The following is a 16,893-nucleotide window of genomic DNA, read 5'->3' on the forward strand; positions in this document are numbered from 1 at the left end:
CAAAATTAAAATTTTCAAAGGAAAAATATTGAAGTTATTATTCACTTCCTTTTGTTGTTTTGCAAGTTTAATGGCTAGTGATGCCATTAACTGCGACAACATTAAAAATAATAAAACATTGCTAAATAAAAGTTCAAATTTAGATTATTTAAATATAGCTTCAAGCTGTAAAGAATCTTTAAAAAATCAAGATTTTACAAAAAAACTCTATGCAATTTCCAATGAAATTCGCGGAAGCAATAGCTCTTGTAATGGTGTGGCTTATTTGCCCAAATTACAACAATTTGATTTTTTATTATTAAAAATAACTATCGATCCCATCGCTTATCAAAAAACTTTAGATACACCCGAAAATTTAGAAAAAAAATATGATATTTTAAAATCTTATTTTAGATATTGGGCATATCAAAGCATAGGAAATTTTAGACTTTACAAAGCTTTTTGGCAAGAATACAATAATGCTATAGAACCTTTAGAAAAGTATTTTGAAAGTAATTTTAATTTTGACAAAGGTAGTAATATTTACTATACTAGCAATGCCTTAAACGAATTTTTAAATTGGGCTGTTGGTGAAACAAAAATTTACAAAGACATTAGTCCTTTAGCAAAAATCATGTCAAATAAAAATTATTCAGTATCTTATATACAAGATTTTATTTTTTCAAATAATCCAAGCCAAGATGATCTTACTATAGCCTTGCAAGCAGCGCTTCTAAATCAAAGAGAAAAAGAAATTTTAGAACTTTTGATTCGTTTTGGTGCTAGGATTGACGAAGGTTATGAAAGTGCTATTTTTTATGCATTGGAAAATTATGAAAATACAAATTTTTTAATCCAAAATGGAGCAAATGTTAATCAAGCCAATGCCTTTGGTAAAACCCCACTTTTTTATGCCATAGAGTTTAATCGTCTTGATATCATAAAACTACTTCTTGATAATGGAGCAAATGTTAATCAAAAATATATTAATAACAATGAAAAATTAGCATTAAGTGCGAACATAGGTTCAAATACGCCTTATTTTATTACATTTTGTGCTCTAGAGCACACTTCAAAAAATGTTTTAATGCATGCTGCAGCCTATGGAAATGTTGAAATTTTAAAACTTCTTATTTCAAAAGGAGCAAATTTTAATGCTGTTGATGATCTTGGTTTTAATGCGCTTGACTTTGCGCTAGCAGCAGGTAAAAAAGAAAATGCTGATTATCTAAAAAGCTTGGGTTTAAAAGCAAACGAAAATCTATTTTACGGAGGTAGTTTAGAATGAAAACCGCATTTATTACAGGAGCTAGTTCAGGTTTTGGTAGAGCTTGCGTTGAAGCTTTTATACAAGAAGACTACAAAGTAATCGCCCTTGCTAGACGCAAAGAGCGTCTAGAAGAGTTAAAAAATGCTCACAAAGATAAGATTTACACGCTTTGCATAGATGTAAGAAATCAAAAAGAAATCTTTGAGGCTATTGAAAATTTACCCAAAGAATTTCAAGAAATTGATGTGCTTTTTAATAATGCAGGTTTAGCTTTAGGGGTAGATGAATTTGATAAATTAAACCTTGAAGATATTAACACTATGGTAGATACAAACATCAAAGGGTTTTTATATATTGCAAAAGCTGTTATTCCTATACTTCGCAAACAAAAAAATGCTTATATTTTTAACTTAGGTTCAGTTGCGGGACGCAATCCTTATTTTGGAGGCAATGTGTATTGCGGAACCAAAGCCTTTGTAGGACAATTTTCATTGGCCTTAAGAAATGATCTTAGAGGAAGCAATATCAAAGTAACAAATATTGCTCCAGGACTTTGCAAAACTGAATTTAGTGAAGTACGTTTTAAAGGAGATATTCAAAAAGCTGATGCAGTGTATGAAAATACGCAATTTATCAGCGCTAATGATATTGCCAAAGTGGTAATGTCTATCATTAACCTACCAAGCCATATTAATGTTAATGAAATCGAACTTATGCCTGTCACACAAACTTGGAATGGATTTTATATAGAAAGAGATGAATGAATAAATTTTTAGTTTTATTGTTTTTACCTTTAGTTGCATTTGCAAACTCCTCAGAAGCAGCTGCAAATGCTAATTTATTTGGAGTTTTTACGCTTATACCACCTTTAGTTGCTATTGCTTTAGCCTTTATCACAAAAGATGTTATTTTGTCACTCTTTGCTGGAGTTTTAAGTGGAACTTTTCTACTTAGCCTTTCTGCAAATATTTTCAAAGCACAACATTTAGCTTTTGTAAATTTTTATAATACTGCAGTAGAATCTTTTTCAAAGATTATTTCTTATATCCTAGGTTCAACTTCTGATCCAGTAAATGCGGGAATCATTTTACAAATTCTTTGTATAGGTGGTCTTGTGGCGCTTATCACAAAAATGGGTGGTGCAAAAGCTGTAGCATTAAAATTTGCCAAAAGAGCCAAATCAGCTGTATCAGCTCAAGTTAATACTTGGTTTTTAGGGCTTTTAATATTTTTTGATGATTATGCTAATTTACTGATCGTAGGTCCAATTATGCGTCCTTTGGCGGATAAATTTAAAATTTCTCGTGAAAAATTTGCCTTTATTATCGACTCTACCGCAGCTCCTGTGGCAGGAATAGCTGTAATTTCCACTTGGATAGGCTTAGAAGTTTCCTTAATTAAAACCGCTTATGAACACATAGGCATTAGCGATATTAGTGCTTTTGGAATTTTTGTCGAAACCATACCTTATCGTTTTTATAATATCTTCATGCTTTTTTTTGTAGTCATGACTGCAATCATGGGACGTGAGTTTGGTTCTATGTACAAGGCTGAAGTGCGTGCAAGAACCACAGGGCAAATTGCTCCTCTACCTAAATCAGGCACACTAGATACTGCTGAATTAGAAGATCAGTTTTTAGCACCAAAAGAAGGTATTAAAATTCGTGCTTTTGATGCTATTGTTCCTATTTTTACTTTAATCATTTTAGCTATATTAGGATTTTATTTTAATGGACTTAGCACTTTAGAAGGTGAAGAACTTGCAAAAGCAAGCGCCAATCCTTTGTCTTTTGAAACTTTTAGGGCTGCTTTTGGAAATGCTGATTCTTCTGTGGTGTTATTCCAAGCTGCTTTGTTTGCTGCTATTGTAGCGATTTTTATCGGGGTGCGTCGTAAAATTTTCAATCTTAAAGAAGCGGTAGAAACTTGGATATATGGCTGGAAAACCATGATTTTTACTATAGTCTTACTTTTATTTGCTTGGTCGCTTTCAAGCATAGTAAAAGATCTAGGAACTTCTTTATTTATCACCAGTCTACTTGCAGATAAATTGCCTGAGTTTATTTTACCTGCTACTATTTTTGCTTTTGCTTCAGCCATTTCTTTTGCCATAGGAACAAGCTATGGAACTATGGGGATTTTAATGCCTTTGGCTGTGCCTTTAGCTCATGAAATCGCCAAAATCAATGGTATGGATGCAAATGCTATGCATCATTATATGGTCATTAATATAAGCTGCGTTTTAACAGGTGCGATTTTTGGAAACCATTGCTCACCAATTTCAGATAATGTAATCCTTTCATCTATGAGTGCAAAATGCGATCATATGGAGCATGTAAGAACACAAATTCCTTATGCTTTATTTATCTGTGGTATTTCTTTAATCGCTGGATATATTCCTGTATCTTTAGGACTTAGTGTTTGGTTTGTCTTGCCTTTGAATTTCATACTTATTGCACTTTTACTAAGACTCATCGGAAAGAAAGTTCCATGAGTCTTGAAAATTTTGGAAATTTTCTTACTTTAGATGAAAAACATTCTTTCATAAAAAAATATTTTAAAGAATTTTATACAAAGGATTTTAAACTTTTTGCTTCAAAAGATAAGCATTATCGTACAAGAGCTGAACTTTCATTTTATCATGAAAACGATACGCTTTTTTATGCGATGTTTGATCCAAAAAACAAAAAAAAGTACATTATAGAATATTTAGATTTTGCTGATGAAAAAATTTGTGCTTTTATGCCAAAACTTCTAGAATACTTGCGTCAAGATAATAAATTAAAAGAAAAACTTTTTGGCGTGGAGTTTTTAACCACAAAGCAAGAACTTAGCGTAACTTTACTCTATCATAAAAATATAGAAGATATAAAGTCAAATTTAGAAAATTTAAGCAATAATCTTCATATCAACCTCATAGCAAGAAGTAAAGGCAAAAAACTTATTTTTAAAACAGAAAATCTAAGACAAACTTTAAATATTCAAGGTAGAAAAATATTTTATGAATTTAACAATGATTGTTTTATTCAGCCTAACACTACTATAAATGAAAAAATGATTACTTGGGTGTGTGAAATTTTAAACACTCAAAAAAGAATGGATTTACTTGAGCTTTACTGTGGATATGGAAATTTTACTTTAGCTTTAGCACCATTCTTTTTTAAAATTTTAGCCACTGAAATTTCAAAAAGCAATATTAATTTTGCTTTAAAAAATTGCGAGCTTAACAATACAACAAATATCCACTTTGCAAGACTTTCAAGCGAAGAATTAAGTCTTGCTATCAAAAAAGAAAGAGAATTTTTTCGTTTAAAAGATATTCGATTAGATGATTTTAATTTCTCTCATGTTTTAGTTGATCCACCCCGTGCAGGACTTGATAGAAGCGTAATTAACTTAATAAAAAAATATGAAAATATTATTTATATTTCTTGTAATCCTATCACTTTAAAAGAAAATTTAAAGGAATTAAGCCTAACACATAGAGTGGAAGAGTTTGCTCTTTTTGATCAATTTGCCAATACTCCACATCTTGAATGTGGAGTATTTCTTAGCAAGGTATAAAAAAATAATTCATTAATTTAGCTAGTATTACTATCGCGATACAAAGCACAAATACAAAAGGGTGGATAAAAGCACCAAGCGGGTTTTTCTTCTTTAATATAAAATGACAAAATAAAGAAAAAACAACTAAAGATAAAATTCCAAAAGCCAAAATAATTTTTACAGCAAAAAGTAAATTTAAAGGTTTAAAATGAAAACCTGCCAAAGCACCTCCGCTTAAAAAAAGCAAAAGAACCACAAAAGGCATTATTTTAACCCCAGTAGCACTAAAAAGACTTTTGTCAAAATTAGGATTTTTCTTTTTAACTACACCCAAAACAAATACATCAACAAACAAATAACCTATAAACAAAATAGCACAAAGAAGATGGATTGTTAAAGTATATGGATAAAATTCTTCCATTTTTCCCTCCTTATTAAACTTCGGAATTTGCTATATTATAACACTTTTTTCATTTTTTGAATTCACTTTAGTTAATTTTTTAATCATTTAAGATAAAATACCAAAACAAAGGTTAATAATGAATGAAAAAGAAACTATCTCTTATATTATAAATACAAGTAAAAATATTGCCATATTTTCTTTAAGTCCAGATAAGACAAAAGCTTCTTATAGGGTAGCAGAATTTTTACAAAGAAAAAATTATAAAATTTTTCCTATTTATCCTAAAGAAGAGTTTGTTTTAAATGAAAAAGTTTATAGAAATTTGGATCAAATAGAAGAAAAAATCGATACACTTATACTTTTTAGAAAAGGCGAAGTGGCACTAGAAATTCTTCCTAAGCTTGTTGAAAAAAATATTAAAAACCTATGGCTTCAACTTGGTATTAGTAATGAAACAGCCAAAAAAGAATGTAAAAAATTAGATATAAATTTTATACAAAATCGTTGCATTATGTTAGAATATCCGCATTTTAAAACAAAGGAAAAATAATGTTAGAGCTTAATAAAATTTACAAAGCAAAACAACAAATTTCAGGGTTTGTAAACAAAACTCCTTTCATATACTCTTCTTTTTTAAGTGATATTTGTCAAAGTGAGATTTATCTTAAAAATGAAAATTTACAAATTACAGGTGCTTATAAAATTCGTGGAGCTTATAATAAAATAGCCAATCTTAGCGCTGAACAAAAACAACATGGAGTCATTGCCGCAAGTGCGGGAAACCATGCTCAAGGCGTGGCCATTAGTGCAAAAAAATTTGGCATTAAAGCGGTTATTGTAATGCCAGAATCCACTCCGCTCTTAAAAGTTTCTGCTACAAAAGCCTTAGGAGCAGAGGTGATACTCAAAGGGGATAATTTTGATGAATCCTATACTTTTGCAATCTCTTATGCTAAAGAAAATAATCTTAGTTTTATCCATCCTTTTGAAGATGAATTTGTAATGGCAGGACAAGGAACTTTGATGCTTGAAATGCTTGATGAAATAAGTGATCTTGATATGATTATCGCACCTGTTGGAGGTGGAGGACTTATAAGTGGTATCGCAAGTGCAGCTAAACAAATCAATCCAAACATTAAAATCATCGGCGTTGGAGCCAAAGGAGCTCCTGCAATGTATGAAAGTTTTCATGCTAAAAAAATCAAAAATGCAAAAAGCGTACGCACTATAGCCGATGGTATTGCTGTGCGTGATGCAAATCCTATTAATTTTAATATTATTTTAGAATGCGTAGATGATTTTATCCAAGTTGATGATGAAGAAATCGCTAATGCGGTATTGTTTTTACTTGAAAAACATAAAATCATAGTTGAAGGCGCAGGAGCTGCGAGTGTAGCCACCCTACTTCATCAAAAAATAAATACACAAAATCATAAAAAAATTGGCGTAGTTTTAAGCGGAGGCAATATCGATGCACAAATGCTAAATATCATCATAGAAAAAGGTTTATTTAAATCTTACAGAAAAATGCAAATTCATGTTACTTTAGTAGATAAACCTGGGGCATTATTACACCTTACAGACAGCTTAAAAATAGCCAATGCAAATATAGTAAAAATCGACTATGATAGATTTTCCACCAAGCTTGATTATGGCGATGCGATGATTTCAATTACCCTAGAAACCAAAGGCAAAGAACATCAAGAAGAAATAAGAAAAATTTTAACCCAAAAGGCGTTTAATTTCTATGAAAGTTTTTAATAACATATACGGCTTAAATAAAGCCCATTTGGCGGTGCTAAAAAGTGATTGTATTGCTTTTTAGCATCAATCTGTTCTTTGAGTTCTTTTTCACTCATTTTTCCTTCTAAAACCTTTAAAACACTTGCTACGCTTAATCTAATTTGCCCTCTTAAAAAACCATTAGCTTTAAAATGAAAAATGCTAAAATCTTTATAAGCATAAGCTCTAGCAATAAAAATTTCTCTTAAAGTCGTTTTATTATCTCCTCCACTTTTGCAAAAAAACTTTAAATCCTTTTTTCCCACAAAAAAACCCAAAAGCTCATTAGCCTTATCTAAGTCAAATTTAGGATAAAAATGTACATAAGAAGCCATAAAAGGACTATAAGAAGAGTGAGAAAATATATAGCGGTATTCTCTACTTTTTACATCAAATCTTACTTCAAAATCATCTTTTACTTTTTCAATTTTTTTGATATGGATAAAAGGATGGGAAAATTTATTAAGCTGTTTTTGAAGATATTCTAAATTTGTAAAATAATCTCCGCATTCTACACTAGCTACAGCATAGCTTGCATGTACTCCTTTATCTGTACGAGAAGCCATCAAAAGAGGTGAAACAATACCCAAATGCGATAAGGCACCACTTAAAGCATCTTGAACACCTTTTTTATGAGGCTGAGTAGCAGAACCTAAAAAAGCAGAGCCATCATAAGAAAATATAATTTTTATTTTCATCAATAACGACTCAAAATCATTTTCTTAAAACAATAAGCCGAAACAAATAAACTTAAAGAAAAAATTCCAAGGCAAGCCAAAATTGGAGGTTGAGAAAAAGAACTTAAAAGTCCAAAATATATAGCAATCACTCCAAACATACCTAAATACACATAGCCTTTTTCATAACGATAAGTAACCAAACCAAAACAAAGTGCAAAAAGCGTACTAGCAAGTGGAAACAAGGCTATAGTTGTATAAATCACAAATTCTCTTGCTCTTTGTGGATTTTCGTTTAAATCATTCCAGTATTCATAAAATTTCTTCGTTTGAAGATTGTCTGTATTAAACTGAGTATTTACTACTAAAGTGTCAAATTCTCCACTAAAAATACTTTGACCTTGCTCAAAATTATACATTTTGCCTTGATTTAAGCTAAAAGCAAAGCTATCATCTTTTCTTTGCACATGCGCTTCTTTGGCTATGATAAGTTGTTCTTTATCATCTGTTTTATGTTTAGGGCGATACATAATTATGTTTTCATACTTATCACTATCTTGTTTTTCTATAAAAATCATCCAGTCTAAAAATTTTTGTCCAAATTCTCCTGTTTTGTAGTTAAATTTCACTTGAGTGCTTTTATAGTTTACAAAGTTATCCTGAAGTTCAAATACTATAGGTATCATTACCAAAGCCACAACAAGCATAAAAGCACTAATCAAGCTTGCAATTTTAAGGAAAAATTTTGCCAAAATCATTGGTGAAAACCCCAAAGTAAAAAGTACTATGCTTTCATTTTCCTTAGAAAGCCTAAACAAAGCCAAAGTTAAAGAAATAAAAAAAGATATAGGCAAGGTAAAAATTAAAATTCTAGGCAACATAAATCCATAAAGCTTTAAAAGATCCAAAAAACTAATCTCTATACTTGAAGTAAGTTTTGCAAGTTGAATAAAAAACACCATAGATACAATAGCAAAAAGTACGAAAAATATAGACAAATTCGTACTTAAAAATTGATTTAAAACATATCTTAAACTAAGCTTCATTAGAATAATCCTAAGTTTTTATAAAATAAAACTGCCACAAAAGCGATATTTAAAAAGGGTATCATAGCAAGTTCTTGCTCTTTTATTGCTTTAATTTTAAAAAAAATAAAAAAAGGCAAAGTTAAAATAGAAGCTATAAATAATACTAAAAATCCATACTCAAAACCTAAAATTCCACCTATACAAGACATAATGATAATATCAGCATCACCCAAATTTTCTAAAATTTCATCTTTTTTTTGGAAATTCATTAGAAAAAAAACTAAACTTTTTAATAAAAAAACAAATCCTCCAAAACTAAAAGCATTTAGTAAAAAACCTCCGCTAAACTCTTTAAAAATCAAAAAATGTAAAATTTCACTTTCCCTAAAGGCGTAAAAAAAAGCAAATAAAAAAGCGCTCCAAAGTAAGATTTGTGGTACGGCTTTGAGTTTAATATCAATTAAAGAAAGCAAGAAAAGATTAAATAAAAATAGAGATAAAAATAAAAAATCATAAAAATTTTGACTTAAAAAATAAACCAAAATAAGCAAAATTATGCCTAAAATTTCATTGATTAATAAAGAAATAGGTAAATGACATTTGCAAGTTTGACATTTTGCCTTTAAAAAAATATAAGAAAAAACAGGAATAATTTCATAGTATTTTAATTTTGTATCACAAGAAAAACAAAAAGAGCGCGAGATAAAAAAAGGCTTTTTTTCAATTATCCTACTTGCCAAACTTGCGCAAAAAGAACCTAAACAAGCCCCTAGAATTATTATGAAAAGTATCATTTTCCAAAAGTTCTTTCTCTATTTCTAAATTCTTTAATAATCCTTTTAAATTCTCTCTTGGTAAGAGATGGAAATAAAGTTTCACTAAAATAAATTTCAGCATATGAACACTGCCAAAGTAAGAAATTTGAAAGTCTTTTAGCATTTCCAACGCGAAGCATCAAATCCACATCTAAAGGTAAATCTAAATTTTGCGTTAAATTTTCTTCATTTAGCTCAAGTTTTTTTTCGATCACACGCTTAGCAGCTCTTATAATTTCATCTCTTGCACCATAACTTATAGCCAAATTGACACAAAGTGCGTCACAATGCTTTGTTTTTTCTTCAACTAAGGTAATTTTTTCTCTTACTTTATCTTCCAAACGCGATAAATCACCTATAGCTCTTAAACGCACATTATTTTTTTCAAATTTTTCTAAAGCTTCATCCAAACAACGATCTAAAAGTTCAAAAATAAAATCAATTTCATCTTTAGGACGCTTCCAATTTTCCGTACTAAAAGCAAAAAGGCTTAAATTTGAAATATTTTCTTCCATGCAAACTTCCATCAATTTTTGCATAGTTTTGACTCCTTGGGAATATCCAAGTTTTGCCAAAAAACCCTTAGCTCTAGCCCAGCGCCTATTACCATCCATAACAACAGCAAGGTGTTTTAATTCATTCATTTTTCATCCTTTAAAATCAAAAAGCCTTTTGAAAACAAACAAAGGTTCAATCTTGTTTTCTTGCGATACATTAAAATCTAAATGTTCGTTTAAAAATTTTTGTACCTTGGCAAAAGGTGTAAAAACGCTAACACCTTGTGAATCTATCAAAATTTTCAAAGCTCCAAAAACACTAAAATATAAGTAAATTTCTAAATATTTTGCTCTTTTACGCATTTGAAACAAACAAGATTTATTTTCAAAGATAAAAGGAATATGATAAATATTTTCAAAACTTGCAAAAAGCATTTCTTTTAATATCTGATAACGCTCTATATCTTTACAATCTAAAAGATTTTGTATGATGAATTTTTTATAAGAAATTTTATCCTCTAAAATAGCGATTATCAAAGCCAATCCCTCTTCAAAAGGTTTGAAATTAGGACGCTTTGAAAGATGTTTAAATTGTATAACTCCACCATTTTGCATATAAAGTTCAGCTAAATATTCAGCGCCAATTTCAAGCTCTATCATGCTTTTAGTTTGAATCTTTTTGTGATTTAACAAAAGCGTATAATGTCCATAGCCTGATTTAGCCAAAACTTTCATTTGTATAGGCAAGGTAGAATTAATCATACTCATAATTTTTCACACCATTTTACTAATTCAAATGCCAATTTTTCTTTGCTTTGCAAGGTGCTTTTATTTTCATTATTTAAAGTGATAAAATAAAGTTCATTTTGATCGCTTCCAAAATAATTTTTTTGATCAATGATATTAAGGCAAATCATATCAAGTTGCTTATCTTTTAAAGATTTTTTCGCATTTTCTAAGGCATTTTGAGAATCAAATTCCATCTTAAAACCTATCTTTTTGCCTTGAAATTTGCAAGTTTTAAGCAAATCTTCATTTAAAGATAGATGCAAGTTTAAACCCTGTAAATGCTCATTTTTTTTAATTTTTCCTTTTACACTTTGAGGGATAAAATCACTCACTGCAGCCGTCATAATCAAAAAATCATGACTTAAATTTTTATCCAAAAGCTCTTTTAGATCCTTAGAACTTTCAAATTTGCAAAGCTCATAAGGAGTATCAAATTCCACAGAGCTTAAAAATTTTACCCTAGCTCCTAAAAAATAAAAAGCATCAGCTATGGCTTTTGCCATTTTTCCACTTGAAAAATTACTCACACAACGCACATCATCAATTCTTTCTCTTGTGCCACCACCTGTGATAACTACGCTTTTATCGCACCAAAACTTTTCTTTTAAAAGTTCTCTTTTGCTAATATTAAAAATATCCTTAACTTCAGCTAAGGCTCCTGCGCCTTCATCTTTACAAGCTAAAACTTTACAAATAGGCTCTATAATCAAAGCTTTATTTTCTTTAAGCATCTTTAAAGAATTTTGCGTGCTAAAATGATGAAACATATTTGTATTTGCCGCAGGAGCTATGATAAGAGGTTTATTTGCTGCGATTAAGGTTTGGATAAAAAGATTATCCGCTATACCAAAAGCAAGTTTATTGATAGAATTAACACTTGCAGGGGCAAATAAAACAAGGTCTACATCCTTGCTAAAAGCTATGTGATTGTTTAAGTTTTGCCAACTTTCATTTTCCTCGCATAAAATCTCATCAGCCAAGGCTTCAAAACTCATTTTGCTAGCAAATTTTAACAAACCATTAGAAAGCAAAACTTTTACCCTAAAGCCTTCTTTTTTAAACAAAGAAATAAGCTCGTAAGATTTATAAAAAGCTATACTGCCACTAATAGCCAAAAGTATGGTTTTCATTTTTGAAATTTCTTGTAATAATAATCTTTTATCATCTTATGCTCTGCTCTATTGATAAACAAAGCACCTTTTTCTACATTGACACCTACTGTGCTTCCTGCTGCTATGATCACTTCATCTTCGATTTTTACAGGTGCGATAAATTGCGTATCAGAACCTACAAAAACATTTTTTCCTATAATGGTTTTATGCTTTTTTACCCCATCATAATTGCATGTAATAGTCCCACAGCCTATATTAGTTCCACTATCTATCTCACAATCTCCTAAATAGCTCAAATGTCCTGCTTTTACGGTATTTAACTTTGCATTTTTGCATTCTACAAAATTTCCTATATGAGTGTTTTTTAACTCACAATTTGGACGCAAATGTGCCAAAGGTCCCACATCGCTATTTTCTACGATGGAATTTTCTATCACGCTTGAACTTTTAATGATAGAGTTTATAATCTTACTTTTACCCTCTATCCTTGCATTTTCATATACTTCGCATTCACCCACAAATTCAACATCTGCACTTATAAAAGTGCTTTGCGGTAAATGAAAAATCACACCCTGCTGCATCCAGTATTTTTTAATTTTTTCTTGCATGAAATTTTCAGCTATACTGAGTTCAAATTTATCATTGATCCCCATAAATTCATCTTCATCTACAAAAACCGCTTTAATCATCACATCTTTTTCTTTTGCTAGTTTTACAATATCGGTTAAATAATACTCTTTTGCCGCATTATTGTTATCAATCAAAGGTAAAAGCTCCTTTAAAAGCCTCGAGTCAATCACATAAACCCCAGCATTGCAAGTATTTATCTCTTTTTCTTGTGTATTTGCATCTTTAAATTCAACAATTTTTTCAACACTATCGTTTTTTATCACCACCCTACCATAACTTTTAGGATCTCTTGCTTTAAAAACTGCTAGATTTAATTTTGCATTATTACCCAACAAAGCTTCCAAACTTGTTTGCTCAACCAAAGGCATATCGCCACAAAGAATCAACACTCTTTCATTTTTAGGCTCAAACCCCCTTAAAGCTCCCGCAGTTCCTGGATAATTTTGCAAGTCTTGCTCTAAAATTTGTGTTTTTGGAAAATATTCTAAAATTTCTTTTTCAACGCGTTCTTTTTGATGTGATAAAACTACACTTACATCATCACTTAAAGCAAAAGCCTTTTTTAAAATGTGTAAAATCATACTTTTTTGACAAAGCTCTTGCAAAACCTTTGGCTTTTGTGATTTCATTCTAGTGCCTAATCCTGCCGCTAAAATCAAAATAGAAGTTTTCATTTTTTACCTTTGTTATTAAGAAGTCTAAAAGACTATTTTAGCAGTTTAAAGTTAAAATCCTAATACCCTTAAACTAGTTTTTAGTCATCAAAAGATAAAATTTAAATTTCTTTAGTAAAAAACAAAAAAAGGTTTTTAAATTTTGAAAAAAATATTATTATTTTTACTTTTAAGCATGAGTTTATTTGCTGCTGAAGCAACTATCCCTACAGTAAATTTAAGCTTAAGTGCACCCAATACACCTAATCAGCTTGTTACTACTTTAAATATAGTGATTGTTTTAACCATACTTGCGCTCGCTCCAAGTATAGTTTTTGTTATGACTTCTTTCTTGCGTCTTATTGTGGTATTTTCATTTTTGCGACAAGCTATGGGGACGCAAAGTATGCCACCTAATACTATTTTAGTAACCTTGGCTTTAATTTTAACTTTTTTTATCATGGAACCTGTAGCTACAAAATCTTATAATGAAGGCATAAAACCTTATTTAGCAGAAAAAATAGGCTATGAAGAGGCTTTTATAAAAGGAGCAAAGCCTTTTAAAGATTTTATGCTTAAAAATACTCGAGAAAAAGATTTAGCCCTTTTTTATCGTATACGCAATCTACCCAATCCCAAAACCATAGATGATGTTCCCCTTACGGTTTTAGTTCCTGCTTTTATGATTTCAGAGCTTAAAACCGCTTTTGAAATAGGGTTTTTAATCTACCTGCCCTTTTTAGTCATAGATATGGTTGTAAGCTCAGTTTTAATGGCTATGGGTATGATGATGCTACCTCCTACTATGATCTCTTTACCTTTTAAACTCTTAATTTTTGTATTAGTGGATGGATGGAATTTGCTAGTGCAAAGGCTTGTGGAAAGCTTTGTAACCTAAGATTTATAAAATCTTAAAAACAAAATTCCAAGAAAAAGATACAAAAGCAAAAATAATTCTAAAGCTAAAAGTATATACAAAAACAAGCCTTTAACGCAAAAAAGAGCTATAAAAACAACAAAAAGAATTACTAAGGCTGTTCGCCCTAGAAAGACTTTTTCTAGGGTCTTGATAGAATAAAAAGTAAAATCTAAAATAAGAGTAAAAATAAATTCTAGCATTGTAAAATACACCCAAAAACTAAGCTTAGTGGTATCTTGCAGCCATCATGTCAATTTTTGAATTGTAAGCACTTCCGCCCGGTGCAGGTGCATTCGCAACCCCAGCACCTACTACCCCCAATCTTATTCCATAATTTAAAATTAAAGGTATAGCTCTATCTTCTTGATAAGCATATTTGCAATACTCCCCAGCTGCGTTTAGTGCAGTGCAAGATAAAAACAAAAATAACAAAAAAAATGCAACTTTTTTCATTATCTTAAATCCTTTTATTTAAAATTTAGATAATGATATTGTATATCAAAATTTATAAAATTAATATTAATTATCAATATTTTATTAAAAGCCTACAAGAAAAAAGTGATATTATTTTGCTTAAAAACTTCTTTAATGTCTTTTAAATACTTATTGCCCAAAAAATCTAAAAAGCCATTTTTCCTACTCTCATCAATGAAATTATCAAGCTTGTCCTTTAAAGCTTCATCACCTTTTCTTACAGCTATACCCCAAAACTCAGGATTTTCTTGAAAAGGCGCTAAAATGGCTCTGGTTGTATCTTGATGCTTTTGCCAAGTCCGATAAATCGTAAGTTGATCATAAAAAAATCCATCAGCCTTGCCTTGAATCACTTCCAAAATAGCAGCATTTTCTTTATCAAATAAATTAATAGTTGCATTTTTTAAATTTTTAACCGCATATAAATGCCCTGTAGAACCACGCTTTAAAGCCAAAACTTTGCCCTTTTTATCTAAATCTTTGATATTTGTAATATCAGAGTTCAAAGGAGTTAAAATAGCCAAATTTGCCTTAGCATAAGGAATGCTAAAATCCACCACTTTCTTTCTCTCATCGGTAATTGTCATAGAGGACATAATAAGATCTATCTTGGCTGTTTTTAAAGCAGGTATTAAACCATCCCAAGCGATATTTTTTACTACAAGTTTATAGCCGTTTTTCTTTGCAAAAGCTTCTAAAAAATCCACACTAATTCCACTTGCTTTGCCTGTTTTATCGCTCATTTCAAAAGGCGGATATCCAAGCTCCATTCCTACAACCAAATCTTTTGCACTCAAATTTAAAGCAAAAAAAGAGATAAAAATCAAAATAATTTTTTTCATAATTTCCTTTCAAATTTTTTTGTAAAAAAATTATACTAATTTTATCTTATTTTGTTATTAGCAATTTATTTCAAACTTAAAAAATTAATACTTCTTTAAACCCTAGTTTGTCCTATAAGATTATTTAATCTATCCATTATAGATCCAACATAAGAATTTATACTTTCACTACTTGCTTTCCAGCCATTAGCTTTTGCTTGATTAAACTGATTATCAAACCAAGCTCCACCATAACCTATGCTTGTATTTTGCCATTTAACCCCTTTTTCCATTGCATATATATCTACATCAAGCCAGCCATCTTGTGCATAACCTTTTAATAAACTTGCAAAATCTACTTTGCCTGTCATGATGTCATCTAAGGAAGCTAATGATCCATCAAAGCTTTCTTTAGCCATAGCTTCTTTGTGAGATTTAACTATAGGATTCATTGTGGTATTGCCACCTTTTAAAACATCAGCACCTGTTGATTTTAAAAAACTCATAAATAAAGCTTCTTTAGAATAACTTCCATCTTCATTTTGTGGATAAACTGACATATCAGGATTAAAAGTATATTTGTTTGATGTATTTTGAGTTTGCATACTTTGTGGAGTGAAATTTAATGGTTGTAAGCCTGTATTGATATGTCCTAATATTCCTAATTGTTCTATTTCATTGTATTGTTCTTGAGTATTATAATAATTTGTTATAGTTTTGCTTTCCAAATTTAAAGGTGAAGCAAAATCAAAATCTCCTACTGACATACTTACACCCTTAGGTAAACTATTTAAATCTACTTCAGTAAAACTTGTTTTACTCGCATTGTTAAAAGTGTGATTTAATATCTCATCAAATTTGTTATAATATTGTTTTATAGTATTTGCCATATCTATATTAGAATAATAACTGCTTACTCCTAAATAATTAGCTGTATGAGCATTAAAATCTGTATTATACCTATATATCTCATCCAAAGTAGATTTATGTATCTTAAAATCTTCAGGAAGTCCTGCAGCTTTGTTAAAATCACTTCCCATATAGCCATCTTTATCTACACTATAACCATAGGCTGTATTAGTAGAAGTATTACTTATATCTGCTTGTTTGTATTTTAGAGTATAAATAGAGTTTTTAAATTCACTTGATATATCATAATTAGGAGAACTTGTCTTACTACTTATACTAAAATTAGTATTATTGCTAGTATTTGTTGTATTAGTAGAATTTAATACTTCACTTCTTGCTAGAGTTTGTGAATTTGCATTTTGAATTTCATTTAACTTACTAGCATTTTGTTTTAAAAAAGCATTAGCAAAACTTATTTTAGAATTTTCTTTACTTTCTTTATTAGCTTTTGCTTGTGAAAGTATAGAACCATAGTTTGAGTTATCATTGATGCTAAAGATACTCATATTAATTCCTTGATTTAGATTTTTCTGCCTTCAACCTAAATATATTAAAATAATATAAGCAAGATCTGTTCCGTTTTGGGGTG

Annotated in this window: 19 protein-coding genes; 7 read left to right on the top strand and 12 right to left on the bottom strand. The window is 30.0% G+C overall.

Annotation, left to right across the window (positions count from 1 at the left end):
- Window positions 1–28: 28 nt before the first annotated feature.
- The 4 genes from AJ881_RS08285 to trmA are packed head-to-tail and all read left to right on the top strand — an operon-like array spanning window position 29 to window position 4,813.
- A complete protein-coding gene (locus AJ881_RS08285) occupies window positions 29–1,267 on the top strand; it encodes an ankyrin repeat domain-containing protein (protein WP_052858705.1) in 1,239 nt (412 codons plus the stop codon).
- Window positions 1,264–2,013, top strand: coding sequence for an SDR family NAD(P)-dependent oxidoreductase (locus AJ881_RS08290; RefSeq protein ID WP_052858706.1), 750 nt, complete (start codon window positions 1,264–1,266; stop codon window positions 2,011–2,013). The genes AJ881_RS08285 and AJ881_RS08290 overlap by 4 nt, the downstream gene beginning before the upstream one ends.
- Window positions 2,010–3,743 (top strand): Na+/H+ antiporter NhaC family protein, encoded by a 1,734-nt coding sequence (locus AJ881_RS08295; protein WP_044779268.1) that lies wholly within the window; start codon window positions 2,010–2,012, stop codon window positions 3,741–3,743. The genes AJ881_RS08290 and AJ881_RS08295 overlap by 4 nt, the downstream gene beginning before the upstream one ends.
- On the top strand, window positions 3,740–4,813 hold the full coding sequence (gene trmA, locus AJ881_RS08300) for a tRNA (uridine(54)-C5)-methyltransferase TrmA (protein ID WP_070283224.1): 1,074 nt from the start codon (window positions 3,740–3,742) through the stop codon (window positions 4,811–4,813). Before AJ881_RS08295 ends, trmA begins: the two co-directional genes overlap by 4 nt.
- Here trmA and AJ881_RS08305 read toward each other — a convergent pair.
- A complete protein-coding gene (locus AJ881_RS08305) occupies window positions 4,800–5,216 on the bottom strand; it encodes a membrane protein (protein WP_002856751.1) in 417 nt (138 codons plus the stop codon). The genes trmA and AJ881_RS08305 overlap by 14 nt on opposite strands.
- A 118-nt stretch (window positions 5,217–5,334) precedes the next feature.
- On the opposite strand from AJ881_RS08305, the gene AJ881_RS08310 reads away from it, so the two are divergent.
- Together AJ881_RS08310 and ilvA are read left to right on the top strand one after the other, a co-directional pair.
- Complete coding sequence (locus tag AJ881_RS08310; RefSeq protein ID WP_044779272.1) at window positions 5,335–5,748, top strand: CoA-binding protein; 414 nt, start codon at window positions 5,335–5,337, stop codon at window positions 5,746–5,748.
- The gene (gene ilvA / locus AJ881_RS08315; RefSeq protein ID WP_044779273.1) at window positions 5,748–6,959 is read left to right on the top strand and encodes a threonine ammonia-lyase; all 1,212 of its coding nucleotides are present in this window, start codon (window positions 5,748–5,750) and stop codon (window positions 6,957–6,959) included. Before AJ881_RS08310 ends, ilvA begins: the two co-directional genes overlap by 1 nt.
- Here ilvA and truA read toward each other — a convergent pair.
- Genes truA through glmU form a run of 7 tightly spaced genes read right to left on the bottom strand, consistent with a single transcriptional unit; the run spans window position 6,956 to window position 13,202 of the window.
- Window positions 6,956–7,681: a tRNA pseudouridine(38-40) synthase TruA gene (gene truA, locus AJ881_RS08320; protein WP_079860734.1), complete on the bottom strand. Its 726-nt coding sequence runs from the start codon at window positions 7,679–7,681 to the stop codon at window positions 6,956–6,958. The genes ilvA and truA overlap by 4 nt on opposite strands.
- Window positions 7,678–8,703, bottom strand: a complete 1,026-nt coding sequence (locus AJ881_RS08325) for an LptF/LptG family permease (RefSeq protein WP_002861467.1) — start codon at window positions 8,701–8,703, stop codon at window positions 7,678–7,680. Before AJ881_RS08325 ends, truA begins: the two co-directional genes overlap by 4 nt.
- Window positions 8,703–9,479 carry an A24 family peptidase gene (locus AJ881_RS08330; protein WP_070283222.1) on the bottom strand — a complete coding sequence of 259 codons (777 nt, stop codon included), beginning with the start codon at window positions 9,477–9,479 and terminating at the stop codon, window positions 8,703–8,705. The genes AJ881_RS08325 and AJ881_RS08330 overlap by 1 nt, the downstream gene beginning before the upstream one ends.
- Complete coding sequence (gene uppS / locus AJ881_RS08335; protein ID WP_002852565.1) at window positions 9,476–10,144, bottom strand: polyprenyl diphosphate synthase; 669 nt, start codon at window positions 10,142–10,144, stop codon at window positions 9,476–9,478. Before uppS ends, AJ881_RS08330 begins: the two co-directional genes overlap by 4 nt.
- A 3-nt stretch (window positions 10,145–10,147) precedes the next feature.
- Window positions 10,148–10,765 (bottom strand): hypothetical protein, encoded by a 618-nt coding sequence (locus AJ881_RS08340; RefSeq protein ID WP_002892499.1) that lies wholly within the window; start codon window positions 10,763–10,765, stop codon window positions 10,148–10,150.
- Window positions 10,762–11,916 (bottom strand): bifunctional phosphopantothenoylcysteine decarboxylase/phosphopantothenate--cysteine ligase CoaBC, encoded by a 1,155-nt coding sequence (gene coaBC, locus AJ881_RS08345; protein ID WP_070283221.1) that lies wholly within the window; start codon window positions 11,914–11,916, stop codon window positions 10,762–10,764. The genes AJ881_RS08340 and coaBC overlap by 4 nt, the downstream gene beginning before the upstream one ends.
- Complete coding sequence (glmU, locus tag AJ881_RS08350; protein ID WP_070283220.1) at window positions 11,913–13,202, bottom strand: bifunctional UDP-N-acetylglucosamine diphosphorylase/glucosamine-1-phosphate N-acetyltransferase GlmU; 1,290 nt, start codon at window positions 13,200–13,202, stop codon at window positions 11,913–11,915. Before glmU ends, coaBC begins: the two co-directional genes overlap by 4 nt.
- A 142-nt stretch (window positions 13,203–13,344) precedes the next feature.
- Here glmU and fliP point away from each other — a divergent pair, with 142 nt between their 5' ends.
- A complete protein-coding gene (fliP, locus tag AJ881_RS08355) occupies window positions 13,345–14,079 on the top strand; it encodes a flagellar type III secretion system pore protein FliP (RefSeq protein WP_002852529.1) in 735 nt (244 codons plus the stop codon).
- Here the strand turns inward: fliP and AJ881_RS08360 are convergent.
- The 4 genes from AJ881_RS08360 to AJ881_RS08375 form a co-directional block, all read right to left on the bottom strand.
- Window positions 14,076–14,300: a hypothetical protein gene (locus AJ881_RS08360; protein ID WP_002780361.1), complete on the bottom strand. Its 225-nt coding sequence runs from the start codon at window positions 14,298–14,300 to the stop codon at window positions 14,076–14,078. The two genes, fliP and AJ881_RS08360, sit on opposite strands and share 4 nt — an antisense overlap.
- Before the next feature lie 25 nt (window positions 14,301–14,325).
- Window positions 14,326–14,553, bottom strand: a complete 228-nt coding sequence (locus AJ881_RS08365) for a hypothetical protein (protein ID WP_070280665.1) — start codon at window positions 14,551–14,553, stop codon at window positions 14,326–14,328.
- A 92-nt stretch (window positions 14,554–14,645) separates the two neighbouring features.
- Window positions 14,646–15,416: a transporter substrate-binding domain-containing protein gene (locus AJ881_RS08370; protein ID WP_002776733.1), complete on the bottom strand. Its 771-nt coding sequence runs from the start codon at window positions 15,414–15,416 to the stop codon at window positions 14,646–14,648.
- 95 nt (window positions 15,417–15,511) lie between these two features.
- Window positions 15,512–16,810: a Cj0814 family flagellar-dependent secreted protein gene (locus tag AJ881_RS08375; protein ID WP_070285356.1), complete on the bottom strand. Its 1,299-nt coding sequence runs from the start codon at window positions 16,808–16,810 to the stop codon at window positions 15,512–15,514.
- Between the last annotated feature and the right edge of the window lie 83 nt (window positions 16,811–16,893).

It is taken from the genome of Campylobacter sp. BCW_6460 (assembly GCF_001762705.1).
In the GTDB taxonomy this organism is placed as follows: domain Bacteria; phylum Campylobacterota; class Campylobacteria; order Campylobacterales; family Campylobacteraceae; genus Campylobacter_D; species Campylobacter_D jejuni.